Source organism: Syntrophus sp. (in: bacteria) (genome assembly GCF_040768185.1).
Lineage (GTDB): Bacteria > Desulfobacterota > Syntrophia > Syntrophales > Syntrophaceae > Syntrophus > Syntrophus buswellii.
On sequence record NZ_JAXGNC010000001.1, the window covers coordinates 536,945 to 555,486 of the forward strand.

Annotated in this window: 14 protein-coding genes and 1 tRNA gene; 9 read left to right on the plus strand and 6 right to left on the minus strand. The window is 57.7% G+C overall.

Annotated elements, in window-relative coordinates:
* Positions 1–14 precede the first annotated feature (14 nt).
* Together AB3175_RS02535 and AB3175_RS02540 are read right to left on the minus strand one after the other, a co-directional pair.
* A complete protein-coding gene (locus AB3175_RS02535) occupies positions 15–188 on the minus strand; it encodes a hypothetical protein (RefSeq protein ID WP_367359359.1) in 174 nt (57 codons plus the stop codon).
* 57 nt (positions 189–245) lie between these two features.
* Positions 246–1,181: a DUF475 domain-containing protein gene (locus AB3175_RS02540; RefSeq protein ID WP_367359360.1), complete on the minus strand. Its 936-nt coding sequence runs from the start codon at positions 1,179–1,181 to the stop codon at positions 246–248.
* Positions 1,182–1,503: 322 nt separating this feature from the next.
* Between AB3175_RS02540 and AB3175_RS02545 the strand changes: the two genes are divergently transcribed.
* The 4 genes from AB3175_RS02545 (at position 1,504) to AB3175_RS02560 (ending at position 5,566) form a co-directional block, all read left to right on the plus strand.
* On the plus strand, positions 1,504–3,192 hold the full coding sequence (locus AB3175_RS02545; RefSeq protein WP_367359361.1) for a glutamine--tRNA ligase/YqeY domain fusion protein: 1,689 nt from the start codon (positions 1,504–1,506) through the stop codon (positions 3,190–3,192).
* Between the two features lie 371 nt (positions 3,193–3,563).
* Positions 3,564–3,962: an FG-GAP repeat domain-containing protein gene (locus AB3175_RS02550; RefSeq protein WP_367359362.1), complete on the plus strand. Its 399-nt coding sequence runs from the start codon at positions 3,564–3,566 to the stop codon at positions 3,960–3,962.
* A gap of 191 nt (positions 3,963–4,153) precedes the next feature.
* Positions 4,154–4,870, plus strand: coding sequence for an FG-GAP repeat domain-containing protein (locus tag AB3175_RS02555; protein WP_367359363.1), 717 nt, complete (start codon positions 4,154–4,156; stop codon positions 4,868–4,870).
* Positions 4,871–5,014: 144 nt separating this feature from the next.
* Positions 5,015–5,566: a hypothetical protein gene (locus AB3175_RS02560; protein ID WP_367359364.1), complete on the plus strand. Its 552-nt coding sequence runs from the start codon at positions 5,015–5,017 to the stop codon at positions 5,564–5,566.
* A 581-nt stretch (positions 5,567–6,147) separates the two neighbouring features.
* Here AB3175_RS02560 and AB3175_RS02565 read toward each other — a convergent pair.
* Positions 6,148–6,221: transfer RNA gene (locus AB3175_RS02565), tRNA-Gln, on the minus strand.
* A gap of 138 nt (positions 6,222–6,359) precedes the next feature.
* On the opposite strand from AB3175_RS02565, the gene AB3175_RS02570 reads away from it, so the two are divergent.
* The 3 genes from AB3175_RS02570 (at position 6,360) to AB3175_RS02580 (ending at position 9,239) form a co-directional block, all read left to right on the plus strand.
* The gene (locus tag AB3175_RS02570) at positions 6,360–6,914 is read left to right on the plus strand and encodes an alpha/beta family hydrolase (protein WP_367359365.1); all 555 of its coding nucleotides are present in this window, start codon (positions 6,360–6,362) and stop codon (positions 6,912–6,914) included.
* Between the two features lie 453 nt (positions 6,915–7,367).
* Complete coding sequence (locus tag AB3175_RS02575; RefSeq protein WP_367359366.1) at positions 7,368–8,396, plus strand: NF038122 family metalloprotease; 1,029 nt, start codon at positions 7,368–7,370, stop codon at positions 8,394–8,396.
* 102 nt (positions 8,397–8,498) lie between these two features.
* Complete coding sequence (locus tag AB3175_RS02580; RefSeq protein ID WP_367359367.1) at positions 8,499–9,239, plus strand: hypothetical protein; 741 nt, start codon at positions 8,499–8,501, stop codon at positions 9,237–9,239.
* 7 nt (positions 9,240–9,246) lie between these two features.
* Here AB3175_RS02580 and AB3175_RS02585 read toward each other — a convergent pair whose 3' ends face one another.
* The 3 genes from AB3175_RS02585 to AB3175_RS02595 all read right to left on the minus strand — a co-directional run bounded on the left by AB3175_RS02585 (position 9,247) and on the right by AB3175_RS02595 (position 13,384).
* Positions 9,247–10,260 carry an NAD(P)-dependent alcohol dehydrogenase gene (locus tag AB3175_RS02585; protein ID WP_367359368.1) on the minus strand — a complete coding sequence of 338 codons (1,014 nt, stop codon included), beginning with the start codon at positions 10,258–10,260 and terminating at the stop codon, positions 9,247–9,249.
* Positions 10,261–10,373: 113 nt separating this feature from the next.
* Entirely contained in the window at positions 10,374–12,761 is a 2,388-nt protein-coding gene (locus tag AB3175_RS02590; RefSeq protein ID WP_367359369.1) for an SAM-dependent methyltransferase, read from the minus strand.
* A complete protein-coding gene (locus AB3175_RS02595; protein ID WP_367359456.1) occupies positions 12,761–13,384 on the minus strand; it encodes a protein-L-isoaspartate(D-aspartate) O-methyltransferase in 624 nt (207 codons plus the stop codon). The genes AB3175_RS02590 and AB3175_RS02595 overlap by 1 nt, the downstream gene beginning before the upstream one ends.
* A 498-nt stretch (positions 13,385–13,882) precedes the next feature.
* Here AB3175_RS02595 and AB3175_RS02600 point away from each other — a divergent pair, with 498 nt between their 5' ends.
* Both AB3175_RS02600 and AB3175_RS02605 read left to right on the plus strand, forming a co-directional pair.
* Entirely contained in the window at positions 13,883–15,025 is a 1,143-nt protein-coding gene (locus tag AB3175_RS02600; protein WP_367359370.1) for an FIST signal transduction protein, read from the plus strand.
* The gene (locus tag AB3175_RS02605) at positions 15,022–17,760 is read left to right on the plus strand and encodes a response regulator (RefSeq protein ID WP_367359371.1); all 2,739 of its coding nucleotides are present in this window, start codon (positions 15,022–15,024) and stop codon (positions 17,758–17,760) included. Before AB3175_RS02600 ends, AB3175_RS02605 begins: the two co-directional genes overlap by 4 nt.
* Positions 17,761–18,542 lie beyond the last annotated feature (782 nt).

Here is an 18,542-nt window from a genome sequence, read left to right on the forward strand (position 1 = left end):
AGGATGATTCCTGGTTACTTCCGGAAGCTCTTGTCGACTTTGTCCTTGTTCAGCAGGTACACGACGATCACGACGGCGAGAAGGAGGAAAATCCACCTGGGAAATCCGGCAGGACCTCCCTGGAGAGAGCCGATGACGGCCAGCAGGAAGAAAAAGGAGGCATAGAGGACTTTATCCCATCTTTTCATGAAAAACCTCCCCCTGTTCCCGTCATTGCCCGCAACGTTCCCTGCCCCTGTCCGCACCTATCCGGGAGAGCTCCCGGCTTTCCTTGCATGCCATCTGGATTTGAGGAAAAAATAGCCGACGATGAGGAAGGTGGCCACGGGTGTAATCCACTCTTCCACATGGACCCCGAAACCGTGGGCCAGCATCACGCAGCCCAGGACAAAGACGGAGTACATGGCGCCGTTTTTCAGATAAACGTACTTTTTGATCCTGTCGACACCGTAGAACGTCAGCTGCCGGACCACGATCGCCCCGATGCCGTTTCCAAGAAGGATCAGTGGTACGGATAACGTGAAGGCGAAGGCCCCGACGACGCCATCGATGGAGAAGGTCAGGTCGATGACCTCGAGGTAGAGGACCTTCCCGATATCGGTCATATGGACGTCGCCCGACAGAATGCGAGCCTCCTGCTCTTCAGCGTAGCGTTTGAAACCGTGGACGATGAAGAAGGCCGTGGAGCCGACCACGGCCCCGAAGGCGAGCATGGGGCTCTCCTTGAGAGTGAACCAGACGATGGCCGTCAGGAAGACCGACACGACCGCATAGAACCAGGCCCCTTGCCGAGCGATGAGGACCTCCACCGGCAGGCCTATTTTCTTGGGTTCCAGAAAGATCCAGTGGCAGAAAAGAAAGATGAAGAAGACGCCTCCCCCCATGAGAAGAACGGGGGAGCTTTCCTGAATGGCCTTGAGCGCCGCCGGATCTCCGGTCAGGCTTGCCGTCAGGGCCTCCCAGGGGCCGACGCCCGGCGCCATGACCCAGACGATCAGCCAGGGAAGAACCCCTCTGACCAGGAAGACGGCGATGAGGATCCCCCAGGTCAGAAACCACCTGCGCGCTTTGGGCTGCATGGTCTGCAGCGTCTCGGCATTGATGATGGCGTTGTCGATGCTCGTGATCGATTCGAAAAGGGCAAGCCCCAGGACGATGAGAAGCGCGGAGGTTATATCCATTTCAGCCTTTCCAATTTCCCGTCATGACGGGGTCCCGTGTGATGACGCATCATTTTTATGAAGCCAGTATAAGAAAAGAACTCCGATGAAGTCAATTGCATTGTATCCGGAAGAAATTTGAAAGTTTATGCCCTTGATATATTTCCATGAATATACTAGATAACCAACCGGCATTCGACCTTGACAGAAGAGGCTTTTCCTTCGGGGCCGGGCCCGGGGCACCATGGTGTTCAAGGCGGGCGGCGCCGGAATTTCCGAAAGATGGAGGGCCTCTGTCCGGCGGTCCTGCCTGCAGAATCATCAAGGCGAAAGGAGCTGTAACATGACGCAACCGACGACTTCAAACCCGACGGATTTCATCCGGGACATCATCGACGATGACCTGCGGACCAACAAACATGAGGGACGAGTGGCCACCCGCTTCCCGCCCGAACCAAACGGCTACATCCACATCGGTCATGCCAAGTCGGTTTGCCTCAATTTCGGCATCGCCCAGCAGTACCAGGGAACCTGCAATCTCCGGATGGATGACACGGACCCCCTGGGAGAGTCCATGGAATTCGTGGAATCGATTATCCACGATGTCCGCTGGCTTGGATTCGACTGGGCAGACCGGCTCTTTTACGCCTCAGATTACTTCGAACGGCTTTATTCGTTCGCCGTCGAGCTCATTCAATCCGGAGACGCCTATGTCTGCAGCCTGACGCCCGATGAAATCCGGGAGCACCGGGGAAGCTTCACCGAGCCGGGAAGAGAAAGCCCCTATCGCAACCGGTCGGTGGAAGAGAACCTCGATCTCTTTTCCCGGATGCGGGCCGGCGAGTTTGCCGACGGCGCCCATGTTCTGCGCGCGAAGATCGACATGGCCTCGCCGAACATCGTCATGCGCGACCCCATCATCTACCGCATCAAGCGGGAGCCCCACTACCGGACGGGCACCGACTGGGTGATCTACCCCATGTACGACTTCGCCCACTGCCTCTCCGACGCCCTGGAAGGGATCACCCACTCCATCTGCACCCTGGAGTTTGAAAACAACCGTCCCCTTTACGACTGGTTCGTGGAGAAACTGATACCGGGCCCGCGTCCGAAGCAGATCGAATTCGCCCGCCTCAACCTGAGCTACACGGTGCTCAGCAAACGGCGGCTCATTGAACTGGTGAAAAACCATTTCGTCCAGGGCTGGGATGACCCCAGGATGCCGACCGTCACGGGCATGCGCCGCCGGGGCTACACCCCGGAAGCCATCCGGAACTTCTGCGCCCAGATCGGCGTGGCGAAAAATGACAACCTGATCGACATCTCCCTGCTGGAGCACTGCGTCCGGGAGGACCTCAATGCCCATGCCCCCAGGGCGCTGTGCGTTCTGAACCCCCTTCGGGTGGTGATCGACAATTATCCGGAGGACCTGGTTGAGGAGATCGAATGCCCCAACCATCCCCAGGATCCCGACATGGGAACACGGAAGCTGCCCTTCTCCAGGGAGCTTTACATCGAACAGGACGACTTTCTCGAAGACCCGCCGAAAAAATATCACCGCCTGGGTCCGGGACGGGAGGTCCGCCTCCGGAATGCCTACGTCATCCGATATGAAAGCATGGTGAAGGACGAAAAGACCGGGCAGGTCATCGAACTTCACTGCTCCTACGATCCCGGAACCCGGAATGCGCCGCCGGCCGACGGGCGCAAGGTTCAGGGGGTGATTCACTGGGTCTCGGCCCGGCATGCCGTTCCTGCCGAGGTGAGGCTGTACGACCGGCTGTTCCGGATTGAGGATCCGGGAAGCGAAGAGGACTATACGAAGCACCTGAACAGGGAATCCCTGGAAATCCTCTCCTCCTGTTATGCTGAATCCAGCCTGGGAACTACGGAGCCGGGGCTCAAATACCAGTTTGAGCGATTGGGATATTTCTGCGCCGATCCGGATACGGCGCCCGGCAAACCCGTTTTCAACCGCATTGTCCCGCTGCGGGATTCCTGGGCGAAAGCCGCCGGGGGCAGGAAGGGCTGAGAAAATAGGCCTCGCGCCATGGCATCAGCTGGAATAGATTGAAGCACCGAAGAAAAAGGTCCGTGTTGAATAACGCGGACCTTTTTTGCTTTCAGAATTCTCTCGATGGAGTCAAAGAGTCGTATACAGCAGTCCAGCAGACTGGATTCTGCAGCAATCCAGCTTATCCCAACTCTTTTTTATATTCCTTGTAAAGTTATTGCGATAAATCCCCGATATCAAACTTCGGAGGCGTTGTTTCAGACGGTTTCTGAGCATGCATCTGCGTTCGTGCAGATCTTCAGAAAAGGGTGCCGCTCACAGGTTGAACATAGGTTTGTAACAATCAAAGAACCGACGATCAGAAATACGAAAAAAGGGAAGACAGGCTTATGAAGAAATGTAGACGGGTCATCGTGTTTGTGCTGCTCAGCTTTCTCGGCGCCGGCATGCTCTGGGCGGAAACAGGAGATTTCAACAAGGACGGCAGGTCCGATCTGCTGCTGAGATATGATTCCACTGGCAAGACCGTCCTGTGGTTCATGAATGCGGACGGAACACGGTCAAGCTCAAAGACCATCTTTACCGATACGAATGCCTCCGTCATTGGGATCGGAGATTTCAACAAGGACGGCATCACTGACCTGATCCGGAGAAAAGCATCGTCGGGACAGACGACTATCTGGTTCATGAACGCCGATGGAACACGCAAAAGCTACAAGATCATCTTTACGGATATGAACGCCACAGTCGTCAGGACAGGAGATTTCCAACAAGGACGACATCTGTGACCCTGATCGAAGAACACTAACGTCCGGATGATGACTATCTGGTTCATGAACGCCGATGGAACACGCAAAAGCTACAAGATCATGCACGGATACGAACACCTCGGTCGTCGGAACCGGAGACTTCAACAAGGACGGCATCTGTGACCTGATTGTGAAAAAGGCATCCATCGGGACAGACGGCCATCTGGTTCATGAACGCCGATGGAACGCGCAAAAGCGACAAGATCATCTTTACGGATGTGAACACGGCAATCGTCGGAACCGGGGACTTCAACAAGGACGGCATCTGTGACCTGATCCGGAGAAAAACATCGTCAGGACAGGCAGCTATCTGGTTCATGAACGCCGATGGAACACGCAAAAGCTACAAGGTCATCTTTACGGATACGAACACGGCGGTCGTCGGAACAGGGGATTTCGACAACGACGGCATCACCGACCTGATCGTGAGAAAGATAGCATCGGGGCAGACGGCTGTCTGGCTCATGAACGCCGATGGAAGTCGGAGGAGTTACAAGACCAGCTTTACCAATACAAATTTGATCGTAGCTCCGACACGCGGTTTCGGTGTCTGGAGTCGATTGGGCAATGGTTTAGAAAGCAATGTAAATTCATTCGTATCTTATGCCGGAAAGCTGTACGCGGCGAGTTATGGTGTTGCAGAATGGAATGGGACGACCTGGACGGACAAGTCGAGTGGATTGCACGCCCTGTTTGGTTCAGGTGACGTATATGCCCTGGCGAACTTCAATAATGTCCTTTTTTCAGGCGGCGACTTCACCGTATATACCCGGAGAGTGGCTGGGCTGCTCATCCAGCCCATGAGTTCAACGGCGGAAGCTGGACAGCCTGCAGCAGTGGGGCGGGCAATGACGACAGCGGAATGTCAGCTATGTCAATTCCCTTGATTGTGTGCAACGGGCAACGCAGGCGGCAGCTTTGCCACGGCAGGCGGCGCTTTCCATCTGCGAGAGAACGCTTTTCTCAGCCAGCAGATTGACGGAACGGAATGGCACCCCGTCGGTGGAGGAATGAATGCAAACGTAACCGACATGGTGATCTACAACGGGGAGTTGGTCGTGTCGGGTTTCTTCACTCGAGCGGCCTACCTGACTTCAAAGGGAACTGAAAATCCGGGGAGCATATCTGCAAATTATATCGCCAGGTGGAATGGAACGAGCTGGAGTCCGCTGGGCAGCGGGATGAACGGGAAGGTCACCGCATTAGCCGTTCACAATGGAATGTTGTATGCCGGCGGCTCCTTTACTACGGCCGGTGGTGTTCCAGCAGCAAGCATTGCGAAATGGAATGGAACCAGCTGGTCTTCCGTCGGCAGCGGGATCAGCGGCGGCGGACAGATCTATACGCTGGCATCCTACAATAACGAACTGTATGCGGGAGGCACATTTACTGCCGGCGGGGGAAACGCAGGGAATCACATCATGAGCTGGGACGGCGTGAATTGGAAAAGTGTGGGTTCGGGAACGGACGGCAACGTCATATTCCTTTTTCCATATGGTTCCGACTTGATGGTCGGCGGTTCTTTTTCAACCGCGGGTGGTTATTCGGCGCAGAATGTTGCGAAATATTTCATCACGCATTAGGCGAGGCTGTGCGATCCAAAGGAGCGGGACAGATTCTCAACGATGGGGATGCCCGGAATACGGTTGCCCTTCCCCAGAGAGCCGGAAAAAAGAAAGAGAATTGCGGCAGGAATGAGAGCGGTCGGAACGAAAATGCCGTTTTTCAGGCAGAAGGACATCCGGCGGGCGAAAAAGACCGGTGATGAATATATTTTCCGGATCGGCTACATGTTGTGGCACGACCGTTGAATACACCTAAGTCAAGATAAATACAGGGCAAAATCAGGCTGTACGGCCCAGGAGCAGATCATGAACTTGATGTATATTCTATGGTTTTTTATCGGGGCGTTGTCCATGTATGTCGTGATCGGCGTTTTGGTCGTTGTCCGAAAGGCTAAGCGAACCGATCCCAAAGGCGACGTTCCCTGAACACACGGTCCCGGCAATCGGAGAGAAAGCCGTTCCCCTCATGGCCCCGTGGAGCAGCTGCAGGCATAGGAATGGCGGCAGCCCGAGACCGAAAAACACTATTTCAGGCTTCCGCGCGCAGATAACGTCATATAAAAAGGGCTAGCGATAAACGTCTAGCCCTTTTTGTTGTTTGGCTGGGGAAACAGGATTCGAACCTATATTCACGGAGTCAGAGTCCGTTGTCCTACCATTGAACGATTCCCCAGTATGGACCGCATAAAAGATCGCAGACTTGATTTCTTATTTGTGATATCTGAAGTCTGCCTTCAAGCGGGACGAATATAATGTGATTGATTTTCTATGTCAACCAAATTTTCTTCAAAAAAATATCTGGAGGGCTTCCATGAAAAGACGGAAAGTGACCATCCCACTGGCGGGAGGCGAAATTCTATCGGCCGTTCTTGCCCTGCCGACGGCAGGGCAAAAGGGTGTGGGAGTGATCACGGCGCACGGAGCCGGAAACGATATGGAGCATCCGCTTCTGGTCGCCTTCTCGGACGGCCTGGCCGAGGCGGGTTATCCGACGATGCGCTTCAATTTTCCCTATAAGGAGAAGGGGCGAAAGACGCCGGACCGGCCTGAAAAGCTGGAAGAGGCCTGGGAGGCGGCCTGCCGTTACTTCTCGGAGGATTCGGGCGTTGAGCTGACCCGCATCATCGCCGCAGGAAAGTCCATGGGCGGACGGGTGGCGTCAACGATGGTTTCCGATCAAAAGCTGCCCGTAGAGGGGCTGATTTTTCTCGGTTATCCCCTGCACCCGGCAGGCGACCTTTCAAAGCTCCGAGACGCCCACCTGTACCGGATCGAAATTCCAATGCTCTTTTTCGCCGGAACAAAAGATCGGCTTTGCGCCCTGGAGACGCTTCAGATGGTCCTGGCCAAACTGAAAGCCCCCTAGAATCTGGATGTCATTGAGGGCGGCGACCATTCCTTCCACATTCCCAAGTCCATGGGAATTCCAGAATCGGATGTCTACGCCCGAATTCTGGAAACGACCGTGCAATGGCTGGAGAAAACCTTTGGGGCATGCTGTTCGTAGGCAAAGAGAAGATGGATTAATCCTGAACCTTACCGACACATCCATCCCTTATCTCGTATTAAGAATTTTGAAACACGAAAATAAGGTTGCCTTATGTTTTCAAATCTTTTAACTTTCTATTGTATTTCCGTCTATTTCTTTTAACCGGCATTGGAATCCATCGGAATGCTCCAAAAGAGGATGAAACTGTCTATCGGCAAGGGGGTGAGACGGCGTTAGTTAACTAACGAATTCAGTCGCTTTAACGGGGATGGTGTCCTTGTTTTTTTATGATTCGTTCAACCTAGAGCTGCATTAGACAGGGGGTATCTTATGAAACGATTATCGAGGAGTTTTCTTTGGGCATGTTTGATATGCCTGTGTTTTGCGGGAAGCGGTTATGCGACGAACATCGTCATCAATCCGGGCGCCACGCTGGCGGGCAATGCAGCGGCGTTGAGCTCATTTCAGCGCGCCGCCGATTCCTGGGGCAAGCAGCTAGCCGATCCGATCACGGTAACGATCAACGCCGATATGGCCGCCTTGGGCACCGGTGTCCTGGGAACAACAAATGCGGTGACATTGTCCTGGGGATACAACAATGTGCGGAACCTGATGGTGGCGGACGCCGCCGATGAAGCAGGCAACGGCATCGTTTCCTATCTCCCGACCGCATCACAGCTCAGCGTCAATCTGCCATCCGGTTTCAGCCTGAGTTCGGACATGTCCACGACCAAGGCAAACCTCAAGGCAATGGGCTATGAGGGTCTGGACGGCATGTTTGGAGCAAGCGACGCCGACATCACCTTCAGCACCAATTTTAATTTTGACTTTGACAATTCAGATGGCGTCAGCGCCGGCTCTTATGACTTTGAAACCGTTGCCGCCCACGAAATCGGTCATGTCCTCGGCTTCATCTCCGCCGTTGATGTCGTCGATTACTACCTGTCGATCGGGGAAACGGCTGAAATTTCACTTTATGCGCTGGACCTCTTCCGTTTTGGCGCCGGCACTCCCACCGACGAGGCGTCATTTACGACGGGAGTCCGCTCGCTTCTTACCGGCGGAGAATCCTACTTCTGTGATGTCGATAACAAGTGGTCCCTCTCAACGGGAAGATATACGGGAGATGGACAGCAGGCGAGCCATTGGAAGGCTGATGAAAAGACGGGCGTCTATATCGGCCTCATGGACCCCACGCTGGCTTCCGCGACCGTTCAGGATATAACCGGCGCCGACCTCCGCGCCTTTGATGTCATCGGATGGGATGTAACCCCGGTCCCGCTTCCCCCCGCAATGATCCTTTTCGGGTCCGGCTTGGTTGCTGTTTTTGCAGGCGCCCGCCGCAGAAGGAAAGTTTAGGCGGAGGCGAAAAGGCATCTTAACGCACCGAAACAGGAAAGGCCGCCCACGGGTGGCCTTCTTTATTTACAACAACCAGCGGTCCAAGTGGAGGATCTGGCAATGCCGGCGCTGTTGATGGCAATCCTGATGGTCGGGCAATTGACCGGCATCGGCCTGGACTGGAATCAAGGGGTCTTCGTTCAGGAATACTGGCAAGCCGGCAAGCCGCATTATGCAATCGCGAATTCCGGGAACGCGGCGGCCAGCATTTCCGTCTACGAAGCGCAAACGGGAAAAAAGCTCGCCGGCCCCTGGAACATCGCTCCAAAGAGGGTGATTTCAGCCGATGCCGCCAAGCTTCAGGAACAGGGTCTCCTGGAGTTCAGGCTCGGATCGGGGATGCCGCTCGGACTGCTGGACGCTCCGCGGGCACCGGCAGGCCCCTCCATGGAATCGGGGAAGATTGTCACCACCGGAGGGCTCAACGGTTCGGGGGGCAGGCAAAATGAACTGTGGTTTGAGCAGGGCTCACGGGCATTCAAGCCGGAAAGCATGGTCACGTTGGAGCTTGTGGTCCGGCCGGGCATCGGGGAAATCCTCTATTCCATGGATAAATTAACGGAATTGGACGTCACGTGCGACACCCTGCCCGTTAAATCCAGCAGGGGAAATTTTATCATCGACACGGACCATCCTGCGCAGAGCCGGATGCACCACCGCATTTATCTACGGTTTAAAACCCCGAAAACCGATCAACCCATGATCATGGTTGTGGACGGATGGCGCTGGATCGTCGTGGGCAAGAATGGTCACGGGCTGACACGAGGAATCATCGTTGATCCTTCATCGGGCCGTCCCTGACGACCGTCTAGCCGAAGTCGGCATCCAGCACAATGCGGTAACGCGCCTTTCCGGAACTCAAGTGTTCAAGCGCTTCGTTTATGCGGCTCATGGGGAAGCGCTCGATCCTGGGTGAAATGTTGTGGCGCGCAGCGAAATCCAGCATCTCCGCAATGGCACTCGGGGGGCCGGTGGGCGATCCGGAGACGCATTTCTCCGCCGCAATCAGGGTTGTGGCCTTAACGAGCATCGGCTCCAGCACCATGCCGACGACATGAAACCGCCCTTTCGGAGCCAGTGTCGCCATCAGCGCCTTCCAGTCCAGCGGCACGTTGGCCGTATAGAGGATCAGATCGAGCGACCTGGCGATGGCTTTCATAGCGCTGGAATCGCGCGAGTCGATCACGCGGTGCGCGCCGAAGGCCCTGGCGTCCTCATGCTTCGAATCGCTCGAGGTGAACGCGGTCACGTCACACCCATAGGCGCCGGCGAACTTCAGGGCCATGTGCCCGAGGCCGCCGATGCCCACGACGCCTACGCGCTGGGTCGGGGCGGCGTAGCTGAGCAGCGGGTAAAACACGGTGATACCCCCGCAGAGCAGCGGACCGGCCGCGCGGCTGTCGAGACCGTCCGGCAACGGGAAAACCCAGGTCCAGTGGGCGCGCATCCGCTCGGCAAAGCCGCCGTGATGGCCGACAATTGTCGGCTGCACGCTGGAACACAGGTGCTGGTCTCCGGATTGGCATAGACGGCATTGGTTACAGCTCCCGGAGTTCCAGCCCACCCCCACGCGCCGGCCGACGCTCAGGCCTTTTGCCTGCTCACCGAGAGCGACAACCCGCCCCACAACCTCATGGCCGGCGACACAGGGGTAAATTCCGTTTCCCCATTCATTGGTCAGCACGGAGAGATCGGAATGGCAGATGCCGCAGTGCTCGACGGCAATCTCGACCTCCTCCGGCGCAAGGGGACCGGGATCGAACGAATAAGCTTCCAGGGGTTTTCCGGCCGCAGGGGCGGCCCATGCACGAATCTGGCTCATAACGCCTCCTCTGAAAAAATCAGCCCATCAACGTCATCGGCAGCACAAAGCCCGAAAAAGCCGGGCATTCCGAGCCTTGTGCCCTGCAACACCTCGCTGCACCATGACCTTTATCATGGGAATTTCCTCTCTGCAACAGCGGCCGCGGCGTAAATCAGGACGGCCAGAAAAACCACAGCGGCAAAGCCCAGGTGAACCGCCAGGAGGGTGGCGAGAACGGCGCCCACCACGGAGGCGAAGCCGTTGATCGCCCAGGCCCAGGGAATGGCCTCTTCGCGTCCGTGCGCCAGCCGCGACATCCCCGTGGGGAACGGAACGCCCATGCACATCGCCAGGGGCGCAACCAGCAGCACGGACAGAACGATCTTCGCCGCATCGGACCAGTGGATCAACGCCGAAAAGAGCGGCGGCAGGATGGCGAGATAGAGAAGCGCCAGGGCCGCCATCGCCAGAATCGCCAGGGGGACCTTCCCCGCCGCCTGGGAGCGGCCGGCCAGCCAGCCTCCAAGGCCGGCGAAAACCAGGAAGGCGCACAACGTGACCGCCAGGGCGTACAGGGGGTGCGCCAGGAACAGCGTGAACTTCTGGATGAAGGCGATCTCCACGAAGATGAAGGCAAAGCCGATGCTCAGAAAATACAGGGCCACCGGTGCGCCCGGAAGGGTTTTCCGGCAGCGGGACAGACCGAGCGGCAACAGGATCAGCAGTGCGCTTGCCAGCAGTGCCTGGAGCAGAGTCGCCACCAGCAGCGGGTAGCTCCAGTCGAGCAGCGGCATACCGCCCTGCTCCCGAAGCGCGAAGAGCTCCCCTGCGGCCCTCCATTTGAAGAAGCGGAAGAAGTAGGGCCGGTCATCGGTTGCCGGCTCGATGTAGAACTTGTACGAATCGATAAATGCCCGGCGCGACGGGCCCAGAAGCGCCACGGCCCCTTCGAAGAAATACGGCCGGGCCAGCTGGTTGCAGCGGTTCGCCTCTTCGGCCTCCATCCCGGGAAACCAGACGGGATCGAAAGAACGCGACCGGCAGAACTCCCTGATGGCCGAGATTTCCCCTGCGGAAAAAGCGCCGTTTTTCACCAGCAGCGTGACGGTCTTCCAGCCGCGGATCATGACCAGCCGATCCGCGGGATCGGGAACGCCGCTCTTCTCCAGGGCGGACACCGCCGTGGCAAAGAGCTTCAGCGCATCGCGCGGCGGCAGTGAAAGCCAGCGGGTGACGGCCAGCACTCCGCCCGGCGCAAGGCGCTTCAGGCAGGCTTGAAAGGCCTCCACCGAATAGAGATAGCTTTCGCTCAGGCCATACAGTCCGGCGGACGCCGTTCCGAAGGAATCCAGCAGCGCCACCTGGATCAGGTCATACCGCTTCCGGCCGGCGTTGACGAAGCCGCGAGCCTCGGCTTCATGCACCGTCACGCCCGGCAGATGATACAGGCTGCCGGCATAATCCCGGAAGCGCCCGCGGACCAGGTCGATGACGTTGCGGTCCAGCTCAACCGCATCAATCGCGGCGCTTCCGCAATACAGCGCCTGAAGCACATCGCTCCCCGCACCGGCTCCCAGCACCAGAACGCGCGGCCGTTCCAGGAGGGCGTAGGGGAGCGCCGAGGTGAGCTGATCGAGATACTCCAGTGGCGCGATCGTTCCATCAAACCGAGTCAGTGCAGAGGGGCCGTTTCCGTCCACGAACACTCCCAGCTGGGGCGGAGGTTCGGCCGTTGCGTTGAGGCTCATCCCCGGCGCGTACCGCAGCGGCACACGGAGATTTTCCACGACCGTAACCTGTCCCAGGGGACTGCTCCGCTCCTCGACGACCCGCGCCCCGAAGACGTTGAGCATCTGGCTCAGATCCTTGTAGGGGGAAAGACCGACCGGCAAGGGAGGCATCGCCGCGGCTGCCAGGACCGCGAAACAGGAGAACAGCACCGCCAGCCACTTCTGCCGCATCCTCAATTCGACGACGGCGACGGCGGCCGCCAGGAAGGCCAGCGCCGTCAGGAGGGCCAGAATCCGGGGAGGCGGTACGACGAACATCACACCAATGACGCCCAGGCTGCCGACGCCTGCGCCCAGGATGTCGAAGGCATAGATCCGGGAAGCCTGCTTGCCGGAAAGGGCAAAAACGAGGCCGACTCCCAGACCACCAAAGAAGAAGGGCAGCATCAGCAGCAGATAGACGGCAAGCAGACGGAACGGCTGGCTTGGGTCCCACAGCAGTTCAAGGGGGTTGAAGGGGACCTGCTGTGCCAGGAGAAACGCCGAAGGCATCAGCACGGCCATCGCCGCAGCGGCTCCGACGTAGGCCGCCCCGAAGCGCCGGACGAGCCTCCCCTTCAGCAGCGTCAGGGCGGTTCCGCTGGCCCCGTAGCCCAGCATCGCAGCGCTGATGATCATGTAGGCGAAGTGGTGCCACAGCGCAATGCTGAACAGGCGCGTCAACAGGACTTCGTAGGCAAGGACGCAGGCGGAAAGAATTCCGATGGCGAAAAGCGGAGGGCGCGTCATCACGGATGACCGCCGGTAAGGGGAACAAAGCGCACCGGCAGGATCTGGCGGCTAGTGATGGTCCCATCCTGCTTTTTCTCCACCAGCATCAGCGACTGGGTCAGAAACTGCGTGCCCAGTGGGATGACCATGCGTCCGCCCCGCTTCAGCTGCCGGATCAGCGGCGGAGGCACATGGCTGGCGGCTGCCGTCACCATGATGGAATCGAACGGCGCCGCTTCCGGCCAGCCGTAGTATCCGTCGCCCACTTTTGCTTTCACGTTGCGGCAGCCGAGCGCCTTCAGCCTGGCATCCGCCTCCCTGCCCAGCGCCTCGATGATTTCAATGCTATACACAGAACCCGCCAGCTCGGCAAGAATCGCTGCCTGGTAGCCGGAGCCGGTTCCGATCTCAAGCACCCTGTCGCCGGGCTTGACCTTCATCAGGTCGGTCATCAGCGCCACGATGTAAGGCTGCGAGATGGTCTGTCCATGCCCGATCGGAAGGGGGCGGTTGAGGTAGGCAAGGGGGACCAGTCCGGACGGCACAAAGCGATGGCGCTCCACTTTCTCCATCGCCTTGATGACGGAAGGGCTGATCGCCGAACTTCCGACGTAAAGGGCGGTCACGGCCGCATCGGCCATCACCTCCCTCACCATCTTTTTTCGCTCAGCCTCGAATTCGCCGCCCTGAGCCGGAAAGGCGCCGCAGAAAAAAAGGAGCGCAGCCGCAAAAAGGAAGAGCTTCATCGTTTCCCCCTTGAATCCTGTTCACCCCGCTTCATCCGGAGTCGACATGGCCCGCGGAAATAGAAAAGTCCGCTACAGGAAGTCCCTTTTCCCCAACCCAGTATAACCGGGCCGGATCTGCACGATCAAGGGGAAATCACTTCCGAACCGGCTGTTTACCTTTCATGCAGCGTAAAGATCCTTGATGGCAAGGCAATTGCAAAGCAATTTAGTGCCCTTATCAACTACGGATGAAACCTGAGTGCGATTTCAACTGTTCTGCTGCAGGATCACGTCCGCTTTGGACAACCGTTTCGTAATCGCCGAAGGAAGACCGATGACAGAAAAACTGCGTTGACAGCAGAATAACGGACGCAGCGTCAGCGACACGTTTCACAACAGGAGGTGCTGGCTGTGAAGGTGGTTCAGTACACATGCGACACGGACGGAAGCTGGCATCCGGAGGCCCCCGCACCGGATGAAGAAGTCCAACTGGTTCTCGTATTCAGCGGCGGCAAGGTTGTCCGCACAGCCGAAATTCTGGATTCTGTAAGGAAGGCATATCCAGCCGCCATGATCTCAGGCTGTTCGACCGCGGGGGAGATCGTCGACACACAGGTGAACGACGGCACGGGGATCGTCACCGCCGTTCGATTTGATGGCACCCGGGTGCGGGGCACTCAAGTTGATGTCAACGGCGCGGAGGAAAGCATGGAAGCCGGCCGCAAACTGGCTGCGGTCCTGAACGGCGACGGGCTACGTCATATCTTTGTTCTCTCCGACGGTTTGAATATCAACGGCAGCGAACTGGTGCGAGGCCTTTCGGCCGGGCTCCCGGAGCGGGTAACGATAACGGGTGGACTGTCTGCGGACGGCGACCGCTTCCGGGAAACATGGGTCATCTGGGATGGGGCCCTCAGAACAAAGGCCATTGTGGCCATCGGGTTTTACGGGGACCGCCTCTCCGTCGGATACGGATCCTACGGAGGCTGGGACCAGTTCGGACCGGAACGGCTGGTGACCCGGGCTGTGGGAAATACGGTTTATGAACTGGACAACAAATCCGCACTCGCCCTGTACAAACGGTATCTCGGAGAGCATGCCCGGGAGCTTCCCGCTGCGGCTCTCCTGTTCCCCCTGAGCCTGGGCACCGGGAACGGCGGCATGAATACAGTCCGCACGATCCTGGGGGTATGCGAAGAATCGGGAAGCATGACCTTCGCCGGAGATGTTCCGCAGGGCTCCATCGTGCGCCTCATGAAGGCGAACTTCGAACGGCTCATTGACGGTGCAAGCGAGGCCGCCAGAATCAGCCGTGAATCCACCAGGGAAGAATTCCCCTCCCTTGCAATCCTGATCAGCTGCATCGGAAGAAAACTGATCCTGAAGCAGCGGGTTGAAGAGGAGGTTGAAAGCGTCAGGGAAGTTCTGGGAGATCAGGCGGCGCTGACCGGATTCTACTCCTATGGGGAAATCGCCCCCTTCCGGCCTGGGGCGAAGTGCGAACTCCACAACCAGACCATGACGATCACGACCTTTTACGAGAGGCAGCCATGATCGATCATCCGCACAGATTGTTCCAACGTCAGATCAAGCGATATCTGGGCGACGTCCTGTCTCTCCCCGAAACCGTCAAGACCTTGATGCAGGTGGTAAACGAAACCTATATCCAGTTCGACCAGGACAGGGGCATGCTGGAACGGGCCTTTGATCTGAGCTCGGAGGAAATGGTTGAAGCCAACAGGGAGCTGCTTCGCCACCGCCAGAACCTGGAGAGAATTGTCGCCGAGAGGACCCGGGATCTGGTTGAGACCAATGATCGACTCGTCATCGAAATCCGGGAGCGCCGGCGGGCGGAAAAACGGCTGTCGCTGCTCAATGAGTGCCTGCTGAGTTTCGGAATCGACTCGAGGGAGAACATTCAGCGCCTCGTTGCCCTCTGTGGAAGTCAGCTCATGGCCTCCCAGGTTGAATACGCCGTCCTCTCCGGGGATTCATTGAAGCCCATCGCCTACTGGAGCCGAGGGAATGCCGATCCGCGCCTGAATCCAGGCAAGGCGTTTACGGCGGTCCTGTCCGAAAGCGCATTCCGGGAGTCCGGAAGCGATCTGTCCATCCTGCATCCCCCTTTCAGCGGCCCTTTTCAAACAGCGGTCTATCAGAAATTCAGCCTTTCCGGCAAGCAGTCCGGCATACTCTTTCTGGGTTATGGCGGACAGATAATCCTGAGTGAGGCGGATCGCGAATACCTTCGAATTCTGGTCACGGCGCTGCAGTCCGAGGAAGAGCGGCGCCGGGTCAGAGCCGAACTTCACCAGAGCAGAAAAACGTTGAGTTTCCTGGCAAAATCCGCCCACGATGGAATCGTTGTCACCGATCAGCACGGGCAGGTCACCTATTGGAATCCTGCCGCGGAGCGGATCTTCGGCTATACCAAGACGGAAGTCATGGGGAAACCGTTCCAGGAGCTGCTGGGCCCGGCGGCGACAGATGTGGACTATGCGGCGAACAGGCCGAAGCTGCAGCGACCCGGCAAAGAGCCCCTGAAGGGATCTACCGCCGAAGTGCCGGTCATCCGAAAGGACGGCGCACGGGTGCAGGTGGAGATATCCCTGTCCTCTTCACTCGATACTCAAGGCGAATGGTATACCCTGAGCATCGTCAGGGACATTACGGAGCGTAAACGCTGGGAGAATTCTCTCAAGAAGGCGAAGGAGGATGCGGAAAGCGCCAGCAAGGCCAAATCTCAGTTCCTGGCGAATATGAGCCATGAAATCCGCACCCCTCTCAACGGAATCCTGGGCATGATGGAACTTCTGTCCACCGAGCATCTGTCCGATCGACAGAAACGATTCCTGAAAATGGCCCGCTCCTCCGGCGATTCCCTCCTGAGCGTCATCAATGACATTCTGGATTTTTCCAAGATAGAGGCCGGTCGGATGGAGTTATCCCTCATCGAGTTCGATCTCCACAATCTCCTGGAAGACTTGATCGGCTTCCTTAGGGAAAGCGCCCGCCGCAAGGGCCTGGAGCTGGCCTATGATATCGGGGAGGACGTGCCTCTTTCGCTGCGGGGTGACGCCTGCCGAATTCGCCAGATTCTGATAAATCTTCTCGGCAACGGCATCAAGTTCACCGAACAGGGCAACGTGTCCGTTCGTGTGGCCGTGCTCAGCCGCGACCGGGGGCGGCTGCGGCTCAAGTTTGAAGTCTCTGACACGGGAATCGGTCTTTCGGAAGATATGCAGCAGGACATCTTCGAGGCCTTTTCCCAGGGAGACGGATCGGTCACGAGGCGTTTCGGCGGAACAGGTCTCGGCCTGGCCATCGCAAAACAGCTCGCCCAGATGATGGGCGGCACGATGGGTGTCAAGAGTCAACCCGGGCAGGGGTCCACATTCTGGTTTACGCTTGCCCTGGAAGAACAGAAGGTTCTGAAGCCCGAAGAGGACCTCCATCCCGACGAATCGCTGGAGGGGCTGAAGATTCTTGTCGTTGATGACCATGAAACGGACCGTACCATGTTGTGCCATCAATTGCGGGGGCTGGGGGCAGAAGCGGAAAAGGCGGAGAGCGGACGCCGGGCTCTGCACGTGCTCCAGTCGGCGGTCTGGCATGGAAATCCATATGATTTCGTTATCCTGGGCGCAGCGCTGCCGATGACCAACGGCTTCGATCTTGCCAAGGTCATCCAGATGGATTCAAGCCTGGACGACTTGAAGCTGATTGTGTTCGCCTCCCCGGATATTCCCCGGACCAATCGTGAGAACCTGGAATACCGCGTTCACGCTTACCTCTCCAAGCCGATCCTCCGGACCGAGCTTCTCAAAGCCTTGAGACCCGGAGACAGTGGAGAGGCGTCCGGGGGCGGAAATGGAAACGAGGGGCCCATGCAGAAGCCCTTTTCCTCAAGCTTTGCCGGACGCAGAATTCTGCTTGTGGAAGACAACGAAGTAAACCAGGAAGTGGGAAAGGCCATGCTGGAATCCCTTGGCTGCAGAGTCGAGGTGGCCTCCAATGGAAATGAATGCCTGGAACGCATCGCCGGCGCCGCTTATGATGTGATCCTCATGGATTGCCAAATGCCTGAACTGGACGGTTATGAAGCCACCATGATCATCCGTCAGCAGGAATCGGGAAGCTCCCGGATTCCCATTCTCGCGTTGACCGCTCACGCCATGGAAGGTGACCGCGACGTGTGCCTGGCCGCAGGCATGGATGACTACCTGAGCAAACCCTTCACTGTAAAGCAATTGGTTGAAGCGCTCAACCGCTTGATTTCCCCCGGTTAAGCCTTGATTAGTCGTTTTTCCTTTCCTTTCAAACCAGTGACAAGCCGCGATCAGCTGTGGATGAAAATCCTTCTGAGCGTACTCTTGATGAGCCCGATGATGCCAAGGCGGCATATCGCCTGGGGACGCTCATTTCCAAGCATGTGGGGAACATGATGACGACCAGGACCATCGAGGCGAAAACAGCCGACACGGAAGCTCAGCGGCAGTCCGTCCTGGACGAGGGGCAAAAAACCAGGAATCGCGCGGAAAGCGAGGGCTGCGGGGTGGCAGCTTTATGTTTCAATCCACGCCCCCGCGCGGGGGGCGACATAACATTCCGATTTCGGATATAGCTACAGCCTGATCGAGGAGGACATCCGCTTTTACGATGACGGCGACATAACATTCCGATTTCTGACAGCTACAGACCACATGTTTCAATCCACGCCCCGCGCGGGGGGCGACATTAGTCAAGCGCTACGATGCCAATACCTGCGAGTTTCAATCCACGCCCCGCGCGGGGGCGACGCTAATAGGTGCATGGACGATGGGAGCGCGATCGCTCGTCCACGCCCCTGCGCGGGGGGCGACACCACGACTCTGCGGCCTGCATGTCCATATCAGCAGGTTTCAATCCACGCCCGCGCGGGGGCGCGACATACGGTCACAGACTTGGTACAAGGGTAAACAGCTTCAATCCACGCCCCCGCGCGGGGGCGACGTTTTTTATTGCCCTTCTGTTTCCGGTGTGAGCCATCCACGCCCCGCGCGGGGGGCGACGACGTCACCGGAGGCGCACA